The following is a 24,108-nucleotide window of genomic DNA, read 5'->3' on the forward strand; positions in this document are numbered from 1 at the left end:
TGGTGCCGACTAACCGAGTCGAACGGTTGACCTACTGATTACAAGTCAGTTGCTCTACCAGCTGAGCTAAGTCGGCACACAAAACTGTGTGCTAAGGCACGTTCAATTTTAAAGATTGAGAACTTTTATAAAGCACTTAAAATAAAAAAACCTTGCATAAGCAAGGCTTTTCAATAAATGGTGCCTCGACGCGGAATCGAACCACGGACACGAGGATTTTCAATCCTCTGCTCTACCGACTGAGCTATCGAGGCACATAAACTGTGCTAGTTACAGATTAACGAAATTAACCTTTAACTTAATAAATGGTGCCGACTAACCGAGTCGACGGGTAATTTGAACAGACTACTGATTACAGTTTTTCTTTTCAAACTACTTTAAATAAATGGTGCCGACTAACCGAGTCGAACGGTTGACCTACTGATTACAAGTCAGTTGCTCTACCAGCTGAGCTAAGTCGGCACACAAAACTGTGTGCTAAGGCACGTTCAATTTTAAAGATTGAGAACTTAAAGTAAATGGTGCCTCGACGCGGAATCGAACCACGGACACGAGGATTTTCAATCCTCTGCTCTACCGACTGAGCTATCGAGGCACATAAACTGTGCTAATTAATTGTTATACTTTACAATTAACTTTATATAAATGGTGCCGACTAACCGAGTCGAACGGTTGACCTACTGATTACAAGTCAGTTGCTCTACCAGCTGAGCTAAGTCGGCACACAAAACTGTGTGCTAAGGCACGCGTAATAATGTTTAAACTGTTGATTAAACACCACTACTTTAATAAATGGTGCCTCGACCCGGAATCGAACCAGGGACACGAGGATTTTCAATCCTCTGCTCTACCAACTGAGCTATCGAGGCACTTAAACAGTGCTAATTAAAAATCTTAAAGTATTTTTAATGCAATTCCCACTCATCTCTACCGACTGAGCTATCTGGGCGTGCGGCGTATTAAACGAGTTTTGCCCTTACAAGTCAACTTTTTTTTTATTCTTTATAACTGTTTGAACGGTTTTCAGACAACTCAGTGTATTTTTTATTAATAACGTTCATTTTTACCACAAATCGAACTATAAATATAAATAAATCAGACTAAAACCGTAGTGAATTATTTTTTGTAAATGTTACGATTAGCTTAGATACGTACGATAGGGACTTATCGTAGTAAAATCACATCAATTGGAAACAATCAATGCAGAGTAAATTTTCATCGCCAGTCAAAGGCTTATTACCTCTTTTTTTAATCATAAATATTGCAGTAACAGCGCTTGCTATTATTGCCCACTCATTTTATTCACAAACTGAAGTTAAGACAGCCCAACCTGCATCATCTGTTAATATTGTAACGCTTGCCGATAGATTAGACTTACCTATGGTTGATGCATTAACTATGTATGGTCAAGGTAAAGTAAGGCAGTTACTTGATTTAACGTCGTTATTAGATGATGACTTTGAATATACTCTATATCGCTTCAATGCTACATCAGATACTCAGTTGGTATATAGCAGCAGTAAACCTGCTATCGCTTCAATTAAAACTGAAAAGCATCTAGTAGAAGAAGGCATCCTACATCACTTACTGCTGTTAAACGATCAACCTATTGGCGAGCTTATTATTAAGCAAAACCTACCAACCGCTCCTTTAAGCGCTCAAAACTCTCAAGTTATTGCCTACATTATTGCGATAGCAAGCGTAGCTGCATTATTTATATTTACTTTAATGTTTAATATGTACATTAATAGTCGCTTACGAAAAAGTACTGACACTCTTACACAAGAGCTGCAGGCAATCACCGAAAATGCTAATTACAATAGTAGTGTTGATGAGCAGCTTGATATTGGTTTAGGTGTAGTGGCAAAAAACATTAACTTACTGCTACAAAAAGTACAGACTGCGATGAGTGAGAATGACGCCGCACAAAAAGAGCTTTATAAATTACAAAATGGCCTAGAAGCCGAAGTGCAAAATCGTACTATAGCGCTTGAGCAAGCCACATTAAAAGCAGAGCGAGCAAGCGAAACCAAAACGACCTTTTTAGCCACAATGAGCCACGAAATAAGAACACCGATGAATGGTGTTATAGGCACTATTGATTTACTGCGCCAGACCGAACTTGATGGCGCTCAACATCGTTTAAGTACAATTATTCGTGAATCAGCATTTTCGTTATTGAGCATTTTGGATGATATCTTAGATTTTTCAAAAATTGAGGCTGGAAAGCTAAATATTGACCCGATCCCATTTTCGGTAACCGATACCATTGAAGAAGTTGCTCGAGTGCTCTCATCAGTTGCTAAAAAACGTGAGCTTGATTTAGAACTAGCAATAGCACCAGATATTCCAGTCAACCTTACCGGTGATAGTGTGCGTGTACGTCAGGTGCTTTATAACCTATGTAGCAACGCAATTAAATTCACTAGCACTGATGAAAAAACCCAAGGCCATGTAAAAATATCAGTAGAGGTGGTTCATAATACGACTGATCACTTTACCTTACGCTTTTGCGTAACTGATAACGGTAAAGGCATGTCGCAGACGCAACTTCGCGAAATATTTAATCCATTTATTCAGGCCGAAAACTCAATTACCCGAGAATATGGTGGCACCGGTTTAGGTCTTTCTATTTGTAAAAGCTTAACTGAGCTTATGCTAGGTACTATTCATGTAACTAGTCATACCGGAATTGGCAGTGAGTTTACAGTAGAGCTGCCGTTTAGCACATCGGGTAAAATTAAGTACGCACATAAAGGTGCATTAAATGGTAAGCAAATTGTTGTAGTTAGTAATCACCTAGAACGTGAAAAAACAATGTACCGTTATTTATCGTTCATGGGCGCTAAAATAATTTATGCACACACAGAAGAAGAAATTGAAGAGCACCAGCATTCACAAGATATTATTTGGGTAGCTGATGGCATAGACAATATGGATAAAACTAATGCGCTGCTAAGACGTTTATTTTATTCATTAGAGGATTATAACCAACAAGTTGTTGTACTAAGTAAGCTTGATGAAGCAGCTATAAATCATAAAAACATTTTTTATATTAATGCCTCTCCTCTATGTAAATCTAACTTTATGCTTTCTATATTGGTGGCTGCAGGGTTACATACACCTAAGCAAATTAAAAAAACCAAAACACTTAATAACTATTTAAATGTTGAGCAGGCACGTAATTCAAACAAATTGGTTCTACTTGTTGAAGATAACCTTCTAAACCAACAAGTCCTCACCGATCAACTACATATACTGGGCTTTGGCGTTGAAATAGCTAACAACGGTGAAGAAGGTCTAGATATGTGGAGAAAAGGTGATTACTCACTTATTTTAACCGACTTACACATGCCTAAAATGTCGGGTTACGATATGGTCGAAAAAATCCGTAATGAAGCAGAGTTATTAGAATCGATTGATGCACAGCCTTACATTATTGCAGTAACAGCAAACGCACTTAAAGGCGAAAAAGAGCGCTGTTTAGCAGTAGGTATTAACGACTTCATTACCAAACCTATAGAGCTAAACGCGTTAGAAGAAACTCTAAAACGTTGGAGCGATAAACAAAGCCAAAACCCAAATGTAGTTATTCATCAAACTATGGCACTACCTATTGATATGGAAGCTGTTGCCAAATATGTAAACGGTGATGACGCTAAGCAAATTCGTTTTTTCAAAATGTATTTAGAACAAAGCCAAGGCTTAATTAAGAGTATTAATTCCGGCGTTATGGTTAACGATTTAAATGAGATTATTGAGGGGTGTCATCAATTAAAATCGATCTCCAAGACAATTGGTGCCCAAACGGTGGCAGAACTTTCAAGTGCATTTGAAGATAAATGTAAAGAAGGTGAACTCACAACCGATGAATTAATAGAGTTAAGAGATAAGCTGGAAATTGAATACTCTAAAGCTGCTCAATTTTTAAAGGAACAAATTAAAACATCTGAGCAAGAAGATGAGTTAAATGAATAAATAAACATAAAAAAAGGGCTTAATAGCCCTTTTTTTATGTTTAAAACATTACTTTTCAGGCGGTCGATAACCTTCAATTTCTACATCTTTATTTTCAAACAAAAAGCCAACCATTTGCTCTTCTAAAAATGTGCGGTGTTCTGGGTCCATCATATTTAAATGCTTTTCGTTAATAAGCATTGTTTGTTTATGTTGCCACTGAGCCCACGCTTCTTTAGAGATGTTATTAAAAATCTTTTCACCAATTTCACCAGGGTATAACTGAAAGCCAAGCCCTTCGGCTTCTTTTTGTAACTTTTGACAAAATACTGTACGTGCCATGATTGATTCTCTCTAACGCTAAATATGGGGCTATTCTATACTATTGCTGTAATTTGTTTAACCAACTTTTTAGTTGGCGCTGCTAGGCCAACCTCTATTGATTGATCAAGCGGATACCAGATTAATTGCTTATCGTTTACCACATCAGGAGTTTTCTTAACATTAAGCACATGCGAGTTAATCCTCAATTCAAAATGTGAAAACACATGAATAAACGCTTCAAGCTCTACTAAACTAGCCTCTAGGCCTTGCTGAGCTAAAAATATTTGAAGCTCTTCGTACTCATTAAATTCAAAAAAGCCAAACAATCCGCCCCAAATACCGCTGTTAGGACGTTTTTCCATAAGCACTTTATCACCACACTGAATAATTAACTGATGACAACTCTTTTTAGGAACTGCTTTTTTTGGTTTTGAATGTGGAAACTCTTTTACTTTACCTGCATTAAAAGCACCACAGCCTGAGTTTAATGGGCAAGCCTCACAATCAAACCGGCTGCGTGAGCAAACGCTAGACCCTAAATCCATCATAGCTTGATTAAACTCAGTAACATTATCTTTAGGCGTTAACTGCTCTGATAAATGCCAAAGCTGGTTTTCGACCTTTTTAACGCCGTACCAGCCCTCAATCATAAAATAGCGCGCTAAAACTCGCTTCACGTTCCCATCTAAAATAGGGTGATGCTGCCCAAGCGACAATGATAAAACAGCCCCTGCAGTAGAGCGCCCTATTCCAGGTAAATCCATTACTTCATCGAGTGTTTTCGGAAACTCACCTTGGTATTTGTCACGCACTATTTTAGCTGTTTTGTGTAAGTTACGCGCACGAGCGTAATACCCTAAGCCAGTCCAGTGATGCAAAACTAAGTCTTCATCCGCATCAGCTAAAGCGATAATATCTGGAAAGCTTTGCATAAACTTTTCAAAGTATGGAATAACAGTAATAACTTGGGTTTGCTGCAGCATCACTTCAGACACCCAAACTTTATAAGGTGTTTTACCTAGCTGCCACGGGAGTGTTTTACGCCCATGAAGGTGATACCAATCAACAACTTGATTAAAAAACCAGTGTGACTGTTCTTTATTTAAATCCAACATTTTTAACTTTTACTGATGCCCAATGGCGGCTCAGTCTATTGCAGTTAACAAAAAGATCAAGCTATACGGGGTGTAAAACCAGCTAATACTTGTGATTGCGGCCTCGGTCAGGGATAATATGCAACCATTTTTAAACACATTGTTTTTGTCAGGCCAATAATATGAGTGAATCAAGCAACACTAACCTTGAGCAAGCTAAGCAAGAAGGTAAATACATCCGCACCATTCGCAGTTTTGTAAAACGCGAAGGTCGATTAACCAAAGGCCAAGCCGCTGCAATCGAAAAATGCTGGCCAACAATGGGCCTAGAGCATAAAAACGGTATGCTTGATTTAAGCGAAGTTTTTGGCAACAACAACGATGTAGTAGTAGAAATTGGTTTTGGTATGGGTAAGTCGCTTGTCGAAATGGCAACAAATGCCCCTCACCTAAACTTTATCGGCATTGAAGTACACCGCCCAGGCGTTGGTGCTTGTTTAATGGATGCCGATGAAGCAGGCATTACCAACTTACGTATTTTTGAACACGATGCAGTTGAAGTACTTGCAGATTGCATACCTAATGAAAGCTTAACAACACTACAACTATTTTTCCCTGACCCTTGGCATAAAAAGCGTCATCACAAACGCCGTATTGTACAAACTGAGTTTGTTGAAAAGCTAAGAGCCCAACTTAAAATGGGTGGCGTTTTTCATATGGCAACAGACTGGGAAAACTACGCAGAGCACATGCTCGAAGTAATGAATGTAGCTCCTGGTTTTAAAAACCAATCAGAAACAAATGATTATGTTCCACGTCCAGATTTACGCCCGCTTACTAAGTTTGAGCAGCGCGGACATCGCCTAGGTCATGGCGTGTGGGATTTAATGTTTGAGCGCACAGAATAATTAAATTTAATTACTCACTTTTACTTTTATAAAACTAAATATACTGTAAGGCAAAGCCATTTATGAGCGTACTAACCAACCCAAGTTTACTGTTACTTCGTAATAGCGAGGCACTAACGGGAAAATCTATCTTGGTGGTCAACTTTGTTCAAGATGGCTTTTTAACAGAGCTTAAAAGACTTAATCCGCAAAGCAAAGTAACTGCGTTTAGCTACAACCATGCTAACGGAGAGTTTGCTAAAAACACCAAAGATGTTGATGTTCATGTAAGCCACACAATACCTGGTAACGACTACGATTTAGTTATTCTTTACTATCCTAAATCAAAACCTGAGTTATTAATGGCACTTGATAATATTCGATCTGCTATTACTGATGATGCCGAACTATTAGTAGTAGGTGAAAACAAAAGTGGTGTTAAGTCAATTGAAAAGCAATTAGCTGGTAAGGCTGAGTTTAGTAACAAGATTGATTCAGCTAAGCACTGCGTTCTTTACTCATTTGCTGAAATTTCTAAGCACCCTCACTTTGATATTACGACTTACCATAAAAAGTTTGTTGTTAATGTTGCCGACACTGAATTTACAGCTATTAGTGTTCCTGGAGTGTTTAATCACGGTAGTTTAGATATAGGAACGAAAGTTCTACTGGAAAACGCACCGACAATTAAGCAAGGCAAAGTTCTCGACTTTGGTTGTGGCGCTGGTTTAATAGCAACTTTTTTAGGGCTTCATAATCCAGCACTTGAGTTTGTGTGTAGTGATGTAAGTGCGCTGGCAACTTATGCAACACAGCAAACCCTAAAGCTTAACAACATCAATGGTGAGGCTATATTAAGTGACGGCCTTAAAAGCATTAATGGCAAGTTTGATTTAATTATTAGCAATCCACCTTTTCATACTGGTATTGCAACCGACTACACAGTAGCAGAAACATTTTTAGCTAATGCAAAACAGCATTTAACTAAATTAGGGAAGCTAAATATTGTTGCTAACAGCTTTTTAAAGTACCCGCCTATTTTAGAAACTCAGTTTGAAAGCTATCAAACTGTATTTAAGAACAATAAATTTGCTGTATATAGCAGCTAATTTAAATTTGTAAAATGATTGAGCACAAACGTGCTCAAGCTAACTTTCGAATAAATATAAGAATTAATTTAGTTTTTTTCCTTCATTTTTCCACGTCTTTGCTAAACTAAAACTCTAAATAATTAAAATTAACTCAGGCGATAATGAAATAATGCCTAAAAAAGTTCATCAAAGTAGCATTCGAAAAGCACTCATTAATTTGATCATGCTTATTACAGCTATTTGCTTATCGTTATCTATTTCTATCTCTACGTATTTAAGCGTGAAAGAACAAAAGCAATTAATAGTTAATAAGCTTGTTATTCTTTCTGAAATTGTAGCTTTTGATGCTGGGCAATCGGTAATTGAAGATGATCGTAAAACAGAAGAAAAACGCCTCAAGTCATTTGAAAAGATCCCTCTTGTAAAAAACATACATATTTACTCAATAGAAAAAGCATCCCAAAAGCCTGTTTTCTTTATTAGCTTTAATGCTAAAAAAACACCTCCTGTGCCACTGAGAATAGACAGTGTAGAAGAGCTAAAAACACCACGAATTACCAGTGACCATATTGAGCTAACCCGCCCTATTTACGATAACGAACAAGTAGTAGGTTATGTGTATATGCGAGGAAGCCTCGAGAGTTTAGAGGTTTATATTGAGAGAAAAATATTAATAGACGTGTTATTAACATTATTAATTCTGGCGGTTGTTTACTTTATTGCTATTAAAGTTCAACGACGTATAGCTAAGCCAATAGAGCAATTAAGCATGTTATTGCAGGATGTGTCTAAAAATCATAACTACGATGCACGCGCACCAGTAACTGATGTAAAAGAAATAAGTGCTCTTTCAAATAGTTTAAATATCATGCTTACGCGTACAAAAAAACAACTTGAACGCCACGAAAAAGATAAGCAAGAAATCAAACAACTAAACCTAAGCCTTGAAGAAAAAGTAAACCAACGAACAATCGCCCTTAGAGAGGCAAATCAAGAGCTTTTATCAACTCTTGAGCGGATGCATCAATACCAAACACAAATTGTTGAAAACGAAAAAATGGCATCTTTAGGGCAAATGGTTGCAGGTGTTGCCCATGAAGTTAACACACCAATAGGGCTAGGTATTACCGGTTCTACGTTACTTAGAGATAAACTAGCAGACATACAGCAAAGCTTTGATGACAAAAAACTTACCTCAAGCCATCTAAAACGCTTTATAGATGAAGGTATTGAAAACTTAGATTTAATTTACCGCAACTTAAATCGTGCAGCTGACCTTATATCTAACTTTAAAAAAGTAGCGGTTATTCAAGATGACGGTGTAAATACCTATATTAATGTGCACAAATTAATAAGTGATGTTTTAACATCGATTCAATCTGAATTATTGCCCAAAAAGCCTGTTGTAACTATCAACTGTCCGACCGACTTGGCTATTCATAGTAAGTCTGAACCTCTACAACAAGTTTTTCAGCAGTTACTTATGAACTCTGTAATTCATGGATTTATAGGTAAAGAAAACAATGAAATTCGCTTTGACGTAGAACTCGTCGGGAAAAAATTAACAATCGTTTATTCTGACAATGGTCAGGGCGTTGACAAAAACATTAAAAATAGAATTTTTGACCCATTCGTAACTTCAAAGCGCGGGCAAGGCGCAAGTGGCTTAGGCATGCACTTAGTTTATAACCTAGTAACACAAGCACTTGGCGGAAGAGTGATGTTTGATCTTGAAGAAAAACGCGGTGCTCGCTTTATAATTACTATTCCTTAAATAAAGATCATTAAAAAGTGCATATATTTAAAATTTATCCTTGAATTAGCATTTAATGACCTCATTAATGAGGCATGTGATAAGTGCGTAACATTATTTAATTGCTTTAAATAAATATTACCAAGCGATTTATGAACTTTTTTATCTTTGCTGTATCACATACATTGATGAAAGGTTAAAAGGTTAAAAAGTGATATAGTTTTGCTTTGAATTAGTCTGATTATTTTAAGTACCTTGTTTAATTGAATGATATGTCAATTATCAAAGGAAAATGGCTTCGACTTTATGATTCAAATAGCTACATCCATGTATATATCAATTAAACAGTAGTTTTTGCACTGCCCTTTTTTAGTAGACTTTGGACACCCTACTGTTTTATTTTTATCCAATTTGTTTTTTCCTTGTTAACAAATGGGTATAATCCTATAATCTCTAGTAATCGGTTATAAATTAGTCACCGATTTTTTATAAATAATATATTCCAAAAGGTTAATTAATAATGCAAACGCCAGTCATTCTAATCGTAGAAGATGAAGACGTAACTCGACTGAACCTAGTTAGTTTATTTGAAGCTGAAGGGTACAAAGTTATTGAAGCCATTGATGGCGATGATATGCATGACAAGCTTACAAATAACGATGACGTTAATCTTGTAGTTATGGATATCAACCTTCCTGGTAAAAACGGTCTTATTTTAGCCCGTGAATTACGCCAAAAGCGTAAAGTAGGTCTTATATTCCTAACAGGTCGTGACAACGATGTTGACCGTATTTTAGGTCTTGAAATTGGCGCAGATGACTACGTTACTAAACCATTCAACCCGCGTGAATTAACGATCAGAGCTCGCAACCTTATTACTCGTACTGCCTTAGGTGGTGAAGAGTCAGCACTAGAAACAAATGGTGTTATTACGTTTAATGGTTGGGAACTTGATGAAAACAGCCGTTGTCTTACTTCTCCAAATGGCGACGCTAAACGTTTACCTAAAGGTGAGTACAGAGCACTTCGTTTAATGCTTGATTCTCCAGGTCGCATTTTTAGCCGTGAGCAATTAATTAAGCATATGACAGGCCGTGAGCTTCGCGCAAATGACCGTACTGTTGACGTTACTATTCGTCGCATTCGTAAGCATTTTGAAAGTGATAACTCAACGTCTGAGTTAATCAGCACCATCCATGGTGAAGGTTACCGTTTCATTGGTAAAATTGACGCTTAATTAGAGCTAATTAGTTTCACTCTAATTGCTGTAAAAATAAATGAAGGGCTTTCTGTCCTTCATTTATTTTATCTGCCAGAATATCTAACCACTGCTTTAACACCTCATCAGATTCATCAATAGCACCATGTTCCATTATTTTGGCATGAAGCTGCACATCATTAAGACCTACTGAGCCAGCCGCCCCTTTGAGTTTATGCGCTACTGATTCATATTCTTCTCTATCACCAGTATTTAATGAAGTAAGTAACTCTTGCTGATATTGTGGACTTAGTTTTTCGAATAGCTGACTACTGCGTCTAAACACAACTAAGCCCATTGAATTGACAAAGTCTTCTATTGTTTCTATATCTAATAAGTGTGCATCAATGCCTTTAAGGGCTTCTTCACTTACTTTTAACAGTGGCTCTGTGCATTCACTTTGCTTAATTCCAAATAAATCAGCCAGCATTTTATCAAGCTTCACTGTGTTAATTGGTTTAGCAAGCGCCCCTTGTATTGATATACCTTCAAGCTCTTCTTCAGCACTACGAACATTGGCCGTAAGTGCCACAATAGGTAGTTTATCAAAATGACTATCTGAGCGTATTTGCTTGGCAACTACGTCACCATTTATATCAGGCAATTGCATATCAAGTAATACTAAATCTAAGTCATCTTCGGTTTCGACAAACGAGAGTGCATCTTCACCGGTTTCAGCCCACAACACTTCATGCCCGCGTTGCTCTAATAAGTTTGTAGCAATTTCGGCGTTAAGAGGTACATCTTCTACTAGTAAAATATACAAACCACGACCAACATAACTTTGCTCTGTTGGTGCTACACATAGACTAAGCGGTATTTGAACTGTAAAGCAACTTCCTTCGCCCTCAGTACTATTTACTGTAATTATCCCTTTCATCGCACTTACAAGTGCCTTAGTTACAGCCAAACCAATACCGGAACCTATTGCGTTAGTCCCTTTTAAATCTGGCGCTTTGTAATACATATCAAATATATGAGCAAGCTGCTCTGGCGGAATACCTTGGCCGGTATCCGATACTTTCATAACTAACCATGGGCCTTCAACTCTGTTTTCTCGGCTACATTCAAGTGTTACCTTTCCTTGCTGTGTAAACTTAACGGCATTATTAATTAAGTTCCAAACAACTTGGCGTAAGCGAGTTGGGTCGAGCTGTGCGTAAATATCCAGCACCCCATTGCGCTTAATATCAAACTCTAGCTCTTTTTGCTCCGCGATTAAGCCCGCAAAGTTAACAACGTCATTTATAAAGTCTGATACGTTAATAGAGTTGGTCACTATATCGAGCTGATCTCTATCTATTTTGTCTAAATCAATAATATCGTTAAAAATATTGCCGAGCGTTTCAGCACTCGAAAATATAGTATTACCCCAACTACGCTGCTGTTTGTTTAAGTCAGTATCAAGCAGCATTCGTGTTAAACCAACAATACCATTGAGCGGTGTACGTAGTTCATGGCTTAATGTGGCAATAAACTTACCTTTGTCTTTATAGGCCGTTTCGAGCGCTTGAGCGGCCTCCTTACGACTTGTGATATCACGACCAAAGCCCAGTAGACCAATGTAATCACCTTCATCATTTATAAAAGGTAATTTACGCAGCTCAAACCAACGCGTTTCGCCATTTACCTCATAACCCACATCAATGGTTAGTGCTTTATGGCTTTGCTCTACTTCTTTATCGGTTTTCAAAACTTCAGATAAAAAGTGGCTAGGAAATATCTGCTCAACCGTTTTGCCAATTAGTTCGCTACTTGATTTGCCCATTACTTCTTCAAACATTTTATTACAACCAGCAAACACGCCATTGTTATCGCGGTAATAAAATAAATCAGGAGATGAATCAACTATTGAGCGCTGCAGCATGCTTTGTTGAGCAAGTTCTTGTTGTGTTTTTTTACGCTCAGCAATTTCTCGTCGTAGTTCTTCGATAGCGCGGTGCTTGGCATGAAATGCCATTTTACGCTCATCAATTTCGATGTTTAGACGGTTAATGTTATCTTTTAGGGTTTGATTTAAAAGCTTTTCTTGCTTGGTGGCGCTGTCTAAATAAGCATATGAGGCATCTAGTTGTCGAATTGAATTAAGCAACACACTTATAATTAAAGGAGACACTACAGCCGTAAAAAATACCACGGCTAAAATATCAACCAGGTGTAATTCGCCTATCGCCACATAATAAAACATGCTCGATAAAATAAGAGATACAGTTAAAAATAAAGTGTAACAAATAGCAGCGGTTTTAAATTCACCAAATCGCGTTATTGAGCTGGAAAGTACCCGAGCCCAAGGGCTCAAAGAATAATCGGTCATACGTAATTTTATCTCTTAGCTGTGTACTTAATATAAAGAAGGCAATGCGTATGTATAAACATACCATTTTCCCAGATTTTAGCATTTTTCTCCTACCACTACTCACGTTGTGCGATAAAAACAGAATTTTTCATGTTTGATTTAGCTCATCTATTAAACTCATCATTTCAGCAATAAATTATTTAGTGTAAAATGCCCCGCTTTATTATCCCCAAAATACGAGTAGCGCACATGCAAACCAATATGCCAGATATAGCAGACACTGCACCCGCTTTACAAACAGGTAAATTAGACTGGGTTGGCATGGGCGAAATAGAACTGCCATTTATTTTTGAATCCCGAGACTTATCTCCAGTTACAGTAAACGCCAAAGCTCGTGCATTTGTAAATTTACATAAAGAAGATGCCAAAGGCATTCATATGTCACGTCTATTTTTGGCACTTGATCTGCTTTCAACCGAGCAGCAAGTCAATCCGCAAACAATAGCGCAGGCACTCGATACCTTTATAACTAGCCACGAAGGGCTGAGCAATAAAGCACAAATTGAATTTAAATTTGAATTACCGCTACGCCGTAAGTCACTATTAAGTGGCAAAGCGGGCTGGAAAAGCTACCCAGTTGTACTTACCAGTACAATTGAAAATAACGTTATTAGCTACGAGCTAACCGTAGATGTTACTTATTCTTCAACGTGCCCATGCTCTGCTGCACTTGCGCGCCAGCTTATACAAAACGCGTTTAACGAAAAGTTTAACCAAGAAACGTTGAGCCAAAAAGATGTGCACGAATGGCTAGGCACTACACAAGGTATTGTAGCGACTCCCCACTCGCAGCGCTCTATTGCCAACGTAAAAGTAAAGCTTGATAGCAACATTCAAGAATTTGACGTAGTTACGCTAATTAACACTCTTGAAGCTGAGCTTAAAACACCAGTACAAGCAGCAGTAAAACGTGAAGATGAGCAAGAATTTGCCCGTTTGAATGGTCAAAACCTTATGTTTTGTGAAGATGCAGCGCGTAAAATTAAAGCATTGCTAGAGGCAAACCATTACAGTGATTATTGGCTGCAAATAAACCACTATGAGTCACTGCATGCACACGATGCTGTAGCTATTGCAGTAAAAGGTATTAAAGGAGGCTACAAAGCTTAATCGCTTTGTAGCTATTGCTTGTAAACCAGCCGGTAATTATTTTATAACCCATACTTTTTAGGCACGTAAATTGCTTTGTTTGAGCAGTGTCAATTTGTTGTTATGGAGTTACCGTATGGAATTCGCTTTATTATTAATCCTAGTATTAGTTGTCGGGGCCTCTGTTGTTGCGTCAAAATTTAATGACGATGGCGGAAACCCGTATCCTTTTACTCGCAAGCAAACTGTTTTTACGCAGGTTGAAGGCGCTTTTTTAAATCTTCTCGAGCGTGCTGTTGGCGATCAATATAAAATTGTTAGTCGCGTTAAGTTAATCGACGTCATTGACTGTAAGCAAGGGCTTTCAGTAAAGTCTAAACGTGCTGCTTTAGCTAAAGCTAAAAATAAGCAACTCGACTTTGTTTTAATCGACAAAGAAAAACTAACAATCATTGCTGCTGTTGACCTAGTTAACAATGCCAACAAAGATGGCCACAAAGCTCAACGCGACTGGTTTGTAAACGGTGCACTAGAGTCTGCGGGCATTCCACATATTCGTATGAAAGTTAAATCGGGCTACCGCCCTTCTGAAGTACGCGATGCAATTATGTTTAAACTTGGTAAGCCTGCAGCAACACAAACTCAGCGCCCTGTTCGTAACCGCTCACATAAGCCAGCGGTACTTTCACCTTCTCAGGCTAAAGCGCAAACCACCGCGTTAGCTGAAATTTAAAAAACGAATTAAATACTCTCCTAAAAAGTATTTAAAGCGAGCTCATAAACAAGCTCGCTTTTTTGTTTTTTATTGCTAACTTCACGTATAATCAAGTGATTCAAACTCAGGAATTAAACTTTATGAATGTTGGTATTATTGGCGCAATGGAGCCAGAAGTTAAAATTTTACGTGAAGCTATGCAAAACCCACAAATTTTAACTAAAGCAGGTTTCACTTTTTATACTGGCGAGTTGGCTGGTAACACGGTGACACTTGTTCAATCTGGTATTGGTAAAGTCGCATCAACTATTGCAACTACCTTACTGATCGATAACTTCAAACCTGATTGCATAATTAACACAGGCTCAGCCGGTGGATTCGATCCTTCTCTTAGTGTTGGCGATGTAGTAATTTCGTCAGAAGTACGTCACCACGATGTAGACGTAACTGCTTTTGGCTACGAAATTGGCCAAGTACCACAAATGCCGGCAGGCTTTGCAGCACACCCTAAATTAGTTGAAGCAGCACAGCAAACTATCGAACAAATCAGTGATGTTAAAACACTCGTTGGCTTAATTTGTACTGGTGACACATTTATGTGTGACCCTATACGCATTGATAAAGCACGTAGTGATTTTCCTGCAATGCTTGCTGTTGAAATGGAAGGCGCTTCAATTGCACAAACGTGTTTTACGCTAAACACACCATTTGTTGTAATTCGCTCAATGTCTGATATTGCTGGTAAAGAGTCACCACAATCATTTGAAGAATACCTAGAAACAGCATCAATCAACTCATCTAAAATGGTTGTTGCACTTTTAGAAAAGCTTACAGCAGTATCTCTGTAAATGCTTAGCAATATTGTTCAAAATCACTTGGACTTTATTGCCTTTATACTAGCGCTCCTTGCTGAGCGCTTTATTCCCCTTATTAGCTGGTATCATCCCAATACGGCGTTAAATGCTGTTTTTAGTGCTATTGGCAAACGTATATACAAAAGCAAAGAACCTAAAAGCTATCAATATTTGGCAGCTATACTCGCAAGCTCACTTATTTTAAGTGTCATTCTCATTATTGTAGTGTTGCTACTCGAGTTTGCTTTTTATCCTGAATTACTCGCTGGCCTTATTTTATACTTATGCTTAGAAAGTAAGAGCATTGATAAAAAAGCACTTCGCATTGCAAAGCTAACTAAACAAAATCAAAAATCCACAGCGCGCGAATTACTAAAGCCACTGCTTGCCCGTGAAGTTAATAGACTTTCATCAGCTGGTATTATCAAAGCATTAATTGAGAGCTTAATACTGCGCACCTCTCGATACTATTTCGTAGTCATATTTATATTTTTAGCATTTGGCCCTATAGCTGCCCTTGCCTATCGGTTACTTACCTTAATACAACAAGCCTGGCGTAGTGATATCTCCCCAAATAGTTACTTTTTAAAACCGCTTAAAATACTCTTGTTTATTATTGAATATATTCCCATGCGCTTACTCGCTTTAACTATTGCAGCAAGTCGAGCAAGCAAACAAAGCATGCATTATATAAAGCATTATGGCAGGCATTTTTATCAAACAAATACAGGCTGGCTCTTAAGCACATGCTCTGCATCACTTGGCGTGCAGTTGGGCGGGCCTGCAGTTTATTTAGGTACTCGCTTTAATAAAATGCGTATTGGTACTGATAGACTACCTACACCCGAGGATGTACCTGTAATAATTAATAGGTTAAATCAGGCCCGTGTATTTTGGTTGTTAGTAATAGCCAGTATTGAAATATTAAAATTGATTTAAAGGGCTCAAAATACGAGCACAAAAAAACCAGCCGAGGCTGGTTTTTTAGTTTTTAAACTGTGCTTAAGCTACAGTGATGTTTGCAAACTTACGTTTACCTACTTGGTAAATAGCCGTTGTGCCTTTTGCTATTTCAAGTTTGGTATCAGTGATTTTATCTTCACCGTTAAGTTTAACTGCACCTTGCTTAATCATACGCATTGCTTCTGATGTACTTACTACTAAATTTGCTTCTTTAAGCAAGTTAGCAATTAAAATAGTATCTTCTGCAATAGTGATTGTTAGCTCTGGGATTTCATCTGGTAACGCTTTTTTCTGAAAACGCTGAATAAAATCATCATGTGCACCTTGTGCATCAGCTTCACTATGAAAACGAGCAATTAGCTCTTTAGCTAGTTCAATTTTAATATCGCGCGGATTCGTACCTTGCTCAACACGTTCTTTTTGAGCTGCAATTTCTTCAATAGAAAGCGCACTTAATAAGTCGTAGTAACGCCACATTAGCACATCACTAATTGACATTATTTTACCAAACATATCGTTAGGTGCATCAGTAATACCAATGTAGTTACCAAGCGACTTAGACATTTTTTGAACGCCGTCAGTACCTTCAAGTAATGGCATCATTAATACTGTTTGCGGCTTTTGACCTTCTACTTTTTGTAGCTCACGGCCCATTAACAAATTAAAGCGCTGATCAGTACCACCTAGTTCAACATCTGACTCTAGTGCAACCGAATCCCAACCTTGTACCAGTGGATATAAAAACTCATGAATTGCAATTGGTTGGCCGCTTCCATAACGCTTTTTAAAGTCATCACGTTCAAGCATACGTGCTACGGTTTGGTTTGCAGCAAGTTTAATCATGCCTGCAGCGCCTAACTTTTCCATCCAAGTAGAGTTAAATGCAACAGTGGTTTTAGCAGGATCTAGAATTTTGAATACTTGTTCTTTATATGTTTCGGCATTGGCTAGTACGTCTTCACGAGTAAGTGGTTTACGCGTTACGTTTTTCCCCGTTGGGTCACCAATCATGCCAGTAAAGTCACCAATTAAGAAAATAACCTCATGACCTAAATCCTGAAAGGTTTTCATTTTATTAATTAGTACAGTGTGTCCTAAGTGTAAATCAGGCGCTGTAGGATCAAAGCCTGCTTTTATTTTTAGCTTCTTGCCCGACTTTAGTTTTTCAACTAGTTCGTCTTCAATTAATATTTCTTCTGCACCGCGTTTTATCTCTGCTAGAGCGGTTTGTAAATCCACTGTGTATTACTCCAAAATTCTGCCGACGAAGGGGCGACTAGTTACTTGCGTAGTCACGGTTTAATAAAGGTTTAAACCGAATAAATAGATGTAGCTAACATAACAAATTTCTACCTAATTAAAACAACTTTTTAAGTGATTCATGCAACTAAACTAAATCAATTGAGTCTTAGCTAGGTAGAGCGTTAAAAAAGGCTTTCTAAGCCCGATTTTAGCGTAGTTTAAGGTCAGTTTAAATCTACAAAACACTAGTATTCGTACATTATTAAGTATATCCTGCAATATTATGTATTTATTATCTTGACAGCAGAAAAAGGCACGTTATGGTTCACGTGGTTCACACGCTCCCCAAAAAACACAAATTGCTTATTCTAGGTTTGGTTTCTGCTATTGTTGGCTTAGCCTTTCTTCCTTCTGAAAAAGCCACTGCATCCAAAGACAATAGTGCAAATGCACTAGAAATTGGTAAGCGCTATGAGTTACAAGTTAAAGTTGATAACAACGAAAAATTAACTGAGTTAAATTCAGAGCAAGCAGCAGAAAAGTTACCAGAATACGACTTTGTCGATCATAAAGTTAAAAATGGCGACAATTTAGCAATTATCTTTAAGCGTGCTGGTTTTTCGGCTCAAACGCTTCATAAACTAATTAACACTAATGCGGAGACTCGCAAACTGACTAAAATTCACCCAGGTGAAATACTTAGTTTTGCGACAGCTGAAGATGGCTCCTTAGCTCAACTGCGCTATGTGATTTCAAAAACAGATACTTTATTTGTTACCTTAAACGAAGAAGGTAACTACGATACAGCTATTGATAGCAAAGAAATTGAAACGCTAACCAAAACCGCTGGCGGCGAAATATCTAATAACTTTTGGACTTCAGCAATTGCAGCAGGTTTAAGCGAACGCCAAATAATGAACTTTGCTGACATATTTGGTTGGGATGTTGATTTTGCAAACGACATTCGTAAAGGCGATGTATTTGGCTTAATTTACGAGTCTCACTATGTTGATGGCGAGTTTATTGGTACTGGTAAAATTATTGCAGCTGAATTTGTAAACCAAGGTCAGCGCTTTGCAGCTATTCGCCATACCGACGGCAATTTTTATACGCCTGAAGGGCGTAGCATGAAAAAAGCATTTTTACGTGCGCCTGTAAGCTTTAAGTATATTAGTTCGAGCTTTAATCCTCGCCGCTTACACCCTGTTACTGGGCAAGTTAGAGCGCACCGTGGTATCGACTTTGCTGCACGCACTGGCACACCTGTTGTTGCATCTGGTAACGGTAAAGTAATTAAAGCCGGTTACAGCAAGTACAACGGTAACTACGTATTTATTAGCCATGGCACGCAATATGTAACTAAGTACTTACACCTAAATAAGAAGCTAGTTAAAACGGGCCAAAAAGTTAAACAGGGCCAACAAATTGGTACTGTAGGTTCTACAGGTCGTGTTACTGGTGCACATTTACACTATGAATTTTTAGTAAATGGCGTTCACCGTAATCCTAAAACTGTAAAACTCCCTAAGTCAGAGCCATTACCTCGCTCAGAACTTGCCAAGTTTAAACCTATTGCTGATAACTTTATTGCCCAGCTTGAGCGCAATCGCGAGCTACAGTTAGCACTTAAATAAAGTTTATCAATAAACATTAAAAAAGCCTTTGCAGGTTTAACCTGCAAAGGCTTTTTTGTATACGCTATAAACCATCAGTACATCAGTACATCAGTACATCAGTACATCAGTGCATAAATGAGCTGAATAACTAAAGACACCATCACTAATGGCCAAATATATTTACTGTATTTGGTTGCGCCGTTGAGCCCTATTTTACTTTGATACTTTTCAAGCAAGGGTATAAGTATCGCCAGCGCAACAAACAAACCAATTAAAATAACGAATATGTTCATATTAATGCCCTACTTATGGTAATTCGTGGCCTTTAGCGCTTACATAAAGTGCATACCAATGCTCACGAGTTAGCTCTACGTTTACAGCATCACAAGAGGCTTTAATCCGTTTAGCATTAGTTGTTCCAATAATTGGCTGAATAGATGCGGGATGGCGAAGCAACCATGCAAGTACAATTGCCTCAGCAGAGGTTTCATAAAGTGCAGCCAGCTTATTAACTAAAAGACTGGTGTTGATATCTGCCTGAGATGCGTTTGATAAATCACTACCGCTGTACAAGCCTTGGCATAAACTACCCCAGCTTTGAATTTGGATTTCAAAATGACGACAGTACTCAATACTACCTGGCGTAAAATTAAGATCTTTACCGTCACTGTTACCGGCATATACACCTTCATCAACAAACTGATGTTTTTGCAAACTAGCCTCAATTTGATTAGCAACAATTGGCATATCAAGTGCGTGTTGTAAAAAGTTCATTTGGTGCTGCTGCATATTAGACACTGCAAAATTGCGCACTTTACCGCTTTCTTTTAAGCAACTAAATATGCGAGCAATTTCGTTAACTTCCATGAGTGGATCAGGGCGATGCAGCATAAGTACGTCTAAATAATCTGTATTTAATCGTTTTAATGATGCTTCAACTGACTGCTCAATCCACTTTGGGGAAAAGTCATAACGCTTTGGCCCTAAGTCATCTTCAAATCGAATCCCACACTTAGATTGAATATACATGTGCTCTCTAAGCTCTGGCCGCTCACTTAATGCTTTACCAAAAACCTGCTCTGCTTTACCAAAAGTATAAATATCAGCATGGTCAAAAAAATTAATACCACCTTCAATGGCGTTATCTATACATTCATGAGCTTGCTTAACATGTGCATCAGTGATTGCGTCTTTATTCCAACCGCCTCCCAGACCCATACATCCAAATACAAGTTTACTAACGTGAGGCAAGTGCTTTGCTAAAGGCGTGTGAAGCATGATAACTATCCTTAAAATGTTGAAGAGCTGTTACTGTAAACAAAAAGTGCTGAACAAGAAACCATTTAGCGGTGAAGAAATTAAGAACAAAAAAAAGCGCAGTAAACTGCGCTTAATGGTTAATCTATTTTAAATTACATTTTTAGCCAACAAGTGCTAATAAAATACCCGCAGCAACTGCACTACCAAGTACACCCGCTACGTTGGGTCCCATTGCATGCATAAGTAAAAAGTTATGTGGGTTACTTTCAAGGCCAACTTTATTAACTACTCGTGCCGCCATTGGCACAGCCGATACACCTGCCGCCCCAATTAATGGATTTATAGGCGTTTTAGATATTCGGTTAAGTCCTTTTGCCATAAATACGCCAGATGCCGTACCAATTGCAAAAGCCAGTGCGCCAAGCACTAAAATACCAATCGTCTCAACAGTTAAAAACTTATCTGCAGCAAGCTTTGAACCAACAGCTAAGCCTAAAAATATAGTTGTAACATTGATGATTTCGTTTTGAGCACTGTTACTTAATCTATCAACAACACCCGACTCTCGCATTAAGTTACCTAAACAAAACATACCTACCAGCGGTATAGCAGCCGGTAAAAACATAGCCGTTAAACTAAGCACCATAAGTGGAAAAATAATCTTTTCCTTTTTAGATACTTTGCGAAGCTCTGGCATTTTTATTTTACGCTCTTCTGGGGTTGTTAGTGCACGCATAATTGGCGGCTGAATAATTGGCACAAGTGCCATATATGAATACGCAGCTACTGCTATTGCGCCTAGTAAATCAGGTGCCAGTTTTGATGCTAAAAATATTGCTGTTGGCCCATCGGCACCACCTATAATGGCTATAGCCGATGCGTCCTGTAAAGTAAATTCAAAACCTGGCACATAGTTAAGTAATATAGCGCCAAACAATGTAGCAAAAATACCAAACTGTGCAGCCGCACCTAATAACAACATACGTGGGTTTGCAATAAGTGCGCTAAAGTCGGTCAGCGCCCCTACTCCCATAAATATCAACAGCGGAAAAATCCCCGTATCAATACCCACATAATAAACGTAGTACAAAAGCCCACCTGGGTCTGACAAACCTGCCACTGGTACATTTGTTAAAATTGCACCAAAACCAATAGGTAGTAATAATAGTGGTTCAAAGCCTTTAGCTATCGCTAAAAACAGTAATAAACACCCTACCGCAATCATTATTAACGATGGGATTGTAAAGTTAGCAATGCCTGTCGCATTCCAGAGGTTTAAAATACCTTCCATCCTCTATTTACTCCTAAGCTAATGCAATCATAGCGTCGCCGGTAGTTACAGCATCGCCTTCACTAACTAACACTTCAGCAATTGTTCCGGTATGCGTAGCGCGTATTTCAGTTTCCATTTTCATGGCTTCCATAATAATCACTACATCGCCTTCGTTAACAACTTGCCCAGCTTTTACTTTAATCTTAAAAATATTACCGGCTAGAGGCGCGTTAAGTGTTTCACCTGATGCAACAGAAGCAGATTGAGGAATGTGCTCAGAGTCTTTTAATGTTACTTCTTTAAGTTCACCACCTTGCGCTACGACTACGTCATAAACTTTACCATCTACTTTTACACTGTACTGCTCAGCCTTCACTTTGTTACTATTTGAAACTGATTTAGAAGGTGCTTTACTGCTTTTATCTTCAACAGAAGGTACTGGCTCAAATGCATCTGGGTTGTTGCGGTTTTTAATAAACTTCAAACCAACTTGTGGGAATAATGCATAAGTTAATACGTCATCAATTTGATCATCAGCAAGTGTTAAACCTTGCTCTTGTGCTTCTTTTAATAACTCAGCTTCAAGCGTTGCAAGCTCAGGTGCAATGTTATCAGCAGGGCGACAAGTAATAACTTCCGCTCCATCAAGCACGCGCTCTTGTAGCTCTTTATTCATTGGTGCTGGTGTTAAGCCATATTCACCTTTTAATACGCCAGCAGTTTCTTTAGTAATGGTTTTATAACGCTCACCCGTTAGCACATTAAGTACCGCTTGAGTGCCAACAATTTGCGAAGTTGGTGTTACTAAAGGTAAAAAGCCAAGATCTTCACGTACACGTGGGATCTCAAGTAAAACCTCATTAAGCTTATCGGCTGCGCCTTGCTCTTTAAGTTGGTTTTCCATGTTTGTAAGCATGCCACCAGGTACTTGAGCTAATAAAATGCGCCCATCAACCCCTTTTAAGCTACCTTCAAATGCCGCATATTTTTTACGTACATCTCTAAAGTAAGCAGCAATTTCTTCTAGGTGGTTTAAATCAAGCTCAGTATCACGCTCAGTCCCTTCAACTATCGATACAATAGTTTCAGTTGCGGAATGTCCATAAGTCATACTCATTGATGAAATAGCGGTATCGAGCATATCAATACCAGCATCAATTGCTTTTTGGTAAGTAGCAGTACTTAAACCTGTTGTAGCGTGGCACTGCATAGCAATTGGAATAGATACAGTTTCTTTAAGTGCTTTAATTAGTTTTTCAGCATCGTACGGCTTTAATAAACCCGCCATATCTTTAATACAAATTGAGTGACAACCCATATCTTCAAGCTGCTTTGCAAGAGTTAGCCACATATCAAGTGTATGAACTGGGCTAACTGTGTACGAAATAGTACCTTGAGCGTGAGCGCCTACTTTTACAGCCGCTTTAATAGCTGTTTCTAGGTTACGTACATCGTTCATTGCATCAAATATACGAAATACATCAACGCCATTTTTATGTGCACGTTCTACAAACTTTTCAACTACGTCATCAGCGTAATGGCGGTAACCTAATAAGTTTTGACCGCGTAATAGCATTTGCTGTTTAGTATTAGGCATCGCTTTTTTAAGTGCACGAATACGCTCCCAAGGATCTTCGCCTAAATAACGAATACACGAGTCAAATGTAGCACCGCCCCACGATTCAATAGACCAATAACCCGCATCGTCTAATTTGCTAGCAATCGGTAGCATATCGTCTAGGCGCATACGCGTTGCTAATAATGATTGGTGAGCATCGCGTAATACCAATTCTGTTAATTTTAATTTAGCCATGTGTTTGCCCCTTATTTATTATTTGATTTGTACTGAGCAATGGCAGCACTAATAGCAGCGATGTGCTCATTAGGCACACCTTGAGATTTAAAAGATGGTGATTTAACTGGTGTCGCCACGTCAGGTTCGCTAAAGCGCGTCACCAAATTAGACATAAGCGTTACTGCACCAATTAATATCGACAGAAATACAAACACCCCAACCATGCCAGTAAGCATTAAGTTACCAGCCGTTGTGAGTAGAGCACCTATATCCATTTTTCTCCCCTTGAAACCCATATCGAAAATAAAAAATCGATTTAATTAAATATTTATTCACTGGATAATAACAAAACTAATCGCTTTGTCTACATCTTGTAAATTGGTAAAACCAATTAAACAATAAACAACATAACACTCAATTAATTTACATGCTATAACTCAGCAATCACGCGCTCTACAATACATACAAGAAATAACGACTATAGCTAATAGTTATATGGAAGTTGTTAATTAACTATCAAGCTAAGTAAAAATAAACACTAATTCTTAATATTAAATGCAAAGCCACACACCAATTGTTAA

At 38.2% G+C, this 24,108-nt stretch carries 19 protein-coding genes and 6 tRNA genes; 10 read left to right on the forward strand and 15 right to left on the reverse strand.

All coding sequences use genetic code 11. The annotated features are described in order from the left end of the window. From H5117_RS16055 to H5117_RS16080, 6 genes are all read right to left on the reverse strand, one after another. A tRNA-Thr gene (locus H5117_RS16055) sits at positions 1–76 on the reverse strand. Between the two features lie 102 nt (positions 77–178). Then, positions 179–254: transfer RNA gene (locus tag H5117_RS16060), tRNA-Phe, on the reverse strand. Between the two features lie 132 nt (positions 255–386). After that, positions 387–462 (reverse strand) — tRNA-Thr (locus H5117_RS16065). A gap of 57 nt (positions 463–519) precedes the next feature. Then, positions 520–595, reverse strand: a tRNA-Phe gene (locus H5117_RS16070). Positions 596–646: 51 nt separating this feature from the next. Next, positions 647–722: transfer RNA gene (locus H5117_RS16075), tRNA-Thr, on the reverse strand. 71 nt (positions 723–793) lie between these two features. Then, positions 794–869, reverse strand: a tRNA-Phe gene (locus H5117_RS16080). Positions 870–1,200: 331 nt separating this feature from the next. On the opposite strand from H5117_RS16080, the gene H5117_RS16085 reads away from it, so the two are divergent. Beyond that, positions 1,201–3,978, forward strand: a complete 2,778-nt coding sequence (locus H5117_RS16085; RefSeq protein ID WP_182738651.1) for a hybrid sensor histidine kinase/response regulator — start codon at positions 1,201–1,203, stop codon at positions 3,976–3,978. A 48-nt stretch (positions 3,979–4,026) separates the two neighbouring features. On the opposite strand, the gene H5117_RS16090 is transcribed toward H5117_RS16085, so the two are convergent. Further along, on the reverse strand, positions 4,027–4,299 hold the full coding sequence (locus H5117_RS16090) for an oxidative damage protection protein (RefSeq protein WP_002962543.1): 273 nt from the start codon (positions 4,297–4,299) through the stop codon (positions 4,027–4,029). 35 nt (positions 4,300–4,334) lie between these two features. Beyond that, complete coding sequence (gene mutY / locus H5117_RS16095; protein WP_182738652.1) at positions 4,335–5,396, reverse strand: A/G-specific adenine glycosylase; 1,062 nt, start codon at positions 5,394–5,396, stop codon at positions 4,335–4,337. A 161-nt stretch (positions 5,397–5,557) separates the two neighbouring features. On the opposite strand from mutY, the gene trmB reads away from it, so the two are divergent. The 4 genes from trmB (at position 5,558) to arcA (ending at position 10,343) form a co-directional block, all read left to right on the forward strand. Further along, positions 5,558–6,283 (forward strand): tRNA (guanosine(46)-N7)-methyltransferase TrmB, encoded by a 726-nt coding sequence (gene trmB, locus H5117_RS16100; RefSeq protein ID WP_007582957.1) that lies wholly within the window; start codon positions 5,558–5,560, stop codon positions 6,281–6,283. Positions 6,284–6,345: 62 nt separating this feature from the next. Further along, on the forward strand, positions 6,346–7,371 hold the full coding sequence (gene rsmC / locus H5117_RS16105) for a 16S rRNA (guanine(1207)-N(2))-methyltransferase RsmC (RefSeq protein ID WP_024605357.1): 1,026 nt from the start codon (positions 6,346–6,348) through the stop codon (positions 7,369–7,371). A gap of 151 nt (positions 7,372–7,522) precedes the next feature. Beyond that, on the forward strand, positions 7,523–9,127 hold the full coding sequence (locus H5117_RS16110; protein ID WP_182671521.1) for a sensor histidine kinase: 1,605 nt from the start codon (positions 7,523–7,525) through the stop codon (positions 9,125–9,127). 499 nt (positions 9,128–9,626) lie between these two features. Beyond that, positions 9,627–10,343: a two-component system response regulator ArcA gene (gene arcA, locus H5117_RS16115; RefSeq protein WP_002962549.1), complete on the forward strand. Its 717-nt coding sequence runs from the start codon at positions 9,627–9,629 to the stop codon at positions 10,341–10,343. A gap of 16 nt (positions 10,344–10,359) precedes the next feature. Here arcA and arcB read toward each other — a convergent pair whose 3' ends face one another. Next, positions 10,360–12,678 (reverse strand): aerobic respiration two-component sensor histidine kinase ArcB, encoded by a 2,319-nt coding sequence (gene arcB, locus H5117_RS16120; protein WP_039486381.1) that lies wholly within the window; start codon positions 12,676–12,678, stop codon positions 10,360–10,362. 231 nt (positions 12,679–12,909) lie between these two features. On the opposite strand from arcB, the gene folE2 reads away from it, so the two are divergent. From folE2 to H5117_RS16140, 4 genes are all read left to right on the forward strand, one after another. Beyond that, a complete protein-coding gene (gene folE2 / locus H5117_RS16125; RefSeq protein ID WP_024597688.1) occupies positions 12,910–13,830 on the forward strand; it encodes a GTP cyclohydrolase FolE2 in 921 nt (306 codons plus the stop codon). Positions 13,831–13,945: 115 nt separating this feature from the next. Beyond that, the gene (locus H5117_RS16130) at positions 13,946–14,542 is read left to right on the forward strand and encodes a DUF2726 domain-containing protein (RefSeq protein ID WP_002962552.1); all 597 of its coding nucleotides are present in this window, start codon (positions 13,946–13,948) and stop codon (positions 14,540–14,542) included. 122 nt (positions 14,543–14,664) lie between these two features. Beyond that, on the forward strand, positions 14,665–15,372 hold the full coding sequence (mtnN, locus tag H5117_RS16135; protein WP_182738653.1) for a 5'-methylthioadenosine/S-adenosylhomocysteine nucleosidase: 708 nt from the start codon (positions 14,665–14,667) through the stop codon (positions 15,370–15,372). Next, positions 15,373–16,317, forward strand: a complete 945-nt coding sequence (locus H5117_RS16140; protein WP_182738654.1) for a regulatory signaling modulator protein AmpE — start codon at positions 15,373–15,375, stop codon at positions 16,315–16,317. Between the two features lie 63 nt (positions 16,318–16,380). On the opposite strand, the gene tyrS is transcribed toward H5117_RS16140, so the two are convergent. Then, positions 16,381–17,580: a tyrosine--tRNA ligase gene (gene tyrS, locus H5117_RS16145; RefSeq protein ID WP_007585427.1), complete on the reverse strand. Its 1,200-nt coding sequence runs from the start codon at positions 17,578–17,580 to the stop codon at positions 16,381–16,383. Positions 17,581–17,903: 323 nt separating this feature from the next. On the opposite strand from tyrS, the gene H5117_RS16150 reads away from it, so the two are divergent. Beyond that, on the forward strand, positions 17,904–19,217 hold the full coding sequence (locus H5117_RS16150) for a peptidoglycan DD-metalloendopeptidase family protein (protein WP_024597684.1): 1,314 nt from the start codon (positions 17,904–17,906) through the stop codon (positions 19,215–19,217). A gap of 98 nt (positions 19,218–19,315) precedes the next feature. Here the strand turns inward: H5117_RS16150 and H5117_RS16155 are convergent, their stop codons facing one another. From H5117_RS16155 to H5117_RS16175, 5 genes are all read right to left on the reverse strand, one after another. Next, positions 19,316–19,492, reverse strand: a complete 177-nt coding sequence (locus H5117_RS16155; RefSeq protein ID WP_182695417.1) for a hypothetical protein — start codon at positions 19,490–19,492, stop codon at positions 19,316–19,318. A 13-nt stretch (positions 19,493–19,505) separates the two neighbouring features. Next, positions 19,506–20,477 (reverse strand): aldo/keto reductase family oxidoreductase, encoded by a 972-nt coding sequence (locus tag H5117_RS16160; RefSeq protein ID WP_024597683.1) that lies wholly within the window; start codon positions 20,475–20,477, stop codon positions 19,506–19,508. A gap of 142 nt (positions 20,478–20,619) precedes the next feature. After that, entirely contained in the window at positions 20,620–21,750 is a 1,131-nt protein-coding gene (locus H5117_RS16165; protein ID WP_002961942.1) for a sodium ion-translocating decarboxylase subunit beta, read from the reverse strand. A 13-nt stretch (positions 21,751–21,763) separates the two neighbouring features. After that, entirely contained in the window at positions 21,764–23,545 is a 1,782-nt protein-coding gene (gene oadA / locus H5117_RS16170) for a sodium-extruding oxaloacetate decarboxylase subunit alpha (RefSeq protein WP_002961941.1), read from the reverse strand. A gap of 11 nt (positions 23,546–23,556) precedes the next feature. Next, entirely contained in the window at positions 23,557–23,802 is a 246-nt protein-coding gene (locus tag H5117_RS16175) for an OadG family protein (protein ID WP_002961940.1), read from the reverse strand. Between the last annotated feature and the right edge of the window lie 306 nt (positions 23,803–24,108).

Source organism: Pseudoalteromonas sp. SG45-1 (assembly GCF_014164135.1).
Taxonomy (GTDB): Bacteria; Pseudomonadota; Gammaproteobacteria; order Enterobacterales; family Alteromonadaceae; genus Pseudoalteromonas; species Pseudoalteromonas distincta.